Annotated in this window: 1 pseudogene; it reads left to right on the forward strand. The window is 60.8% G+C overall.

The features are described from left to right. Positions 1-255, forward strand: a pseudogene (locus KW848_RS31525) (IS110 family transposase); the annotation flags it as partial.

Below are 255 nucleotides of genomic sequence, written 5' to 3' on the forward strand. Positions count from 1 at the left end.
GCTGCTGGCTCGTTACCTGAAGAACGAAGCCGAGGAGTTGCGTCCTTGGACCCCGCCCTCACCGCTGTACCGCCAGCTCCTGAGCCTTTTCCGCCGTCGCGCAGCCTTGGTCCAGGCCAGGGTCGGCCTGGTGCAGAGCTGGTCGAATGAGCCGCTGCTCAAGGCGGCTTTTGCCGAGCAAGTGAAGACCATGCAGCAGCTTGAGACGCTGATCGAAAAGACGATCAACGATCAGCTCAAAGAAGCCGGTTTGCT

The sequence above is a fragment of the Pseudomonas sp. PDM25 genome (assembly GCF_019219045.1).
Lineage (GTDB): Bacteria > Pseudomonadota > Gammaproteobacteria > Pseudomonadales > Pseudomonadaceae > Aquipseudomonas.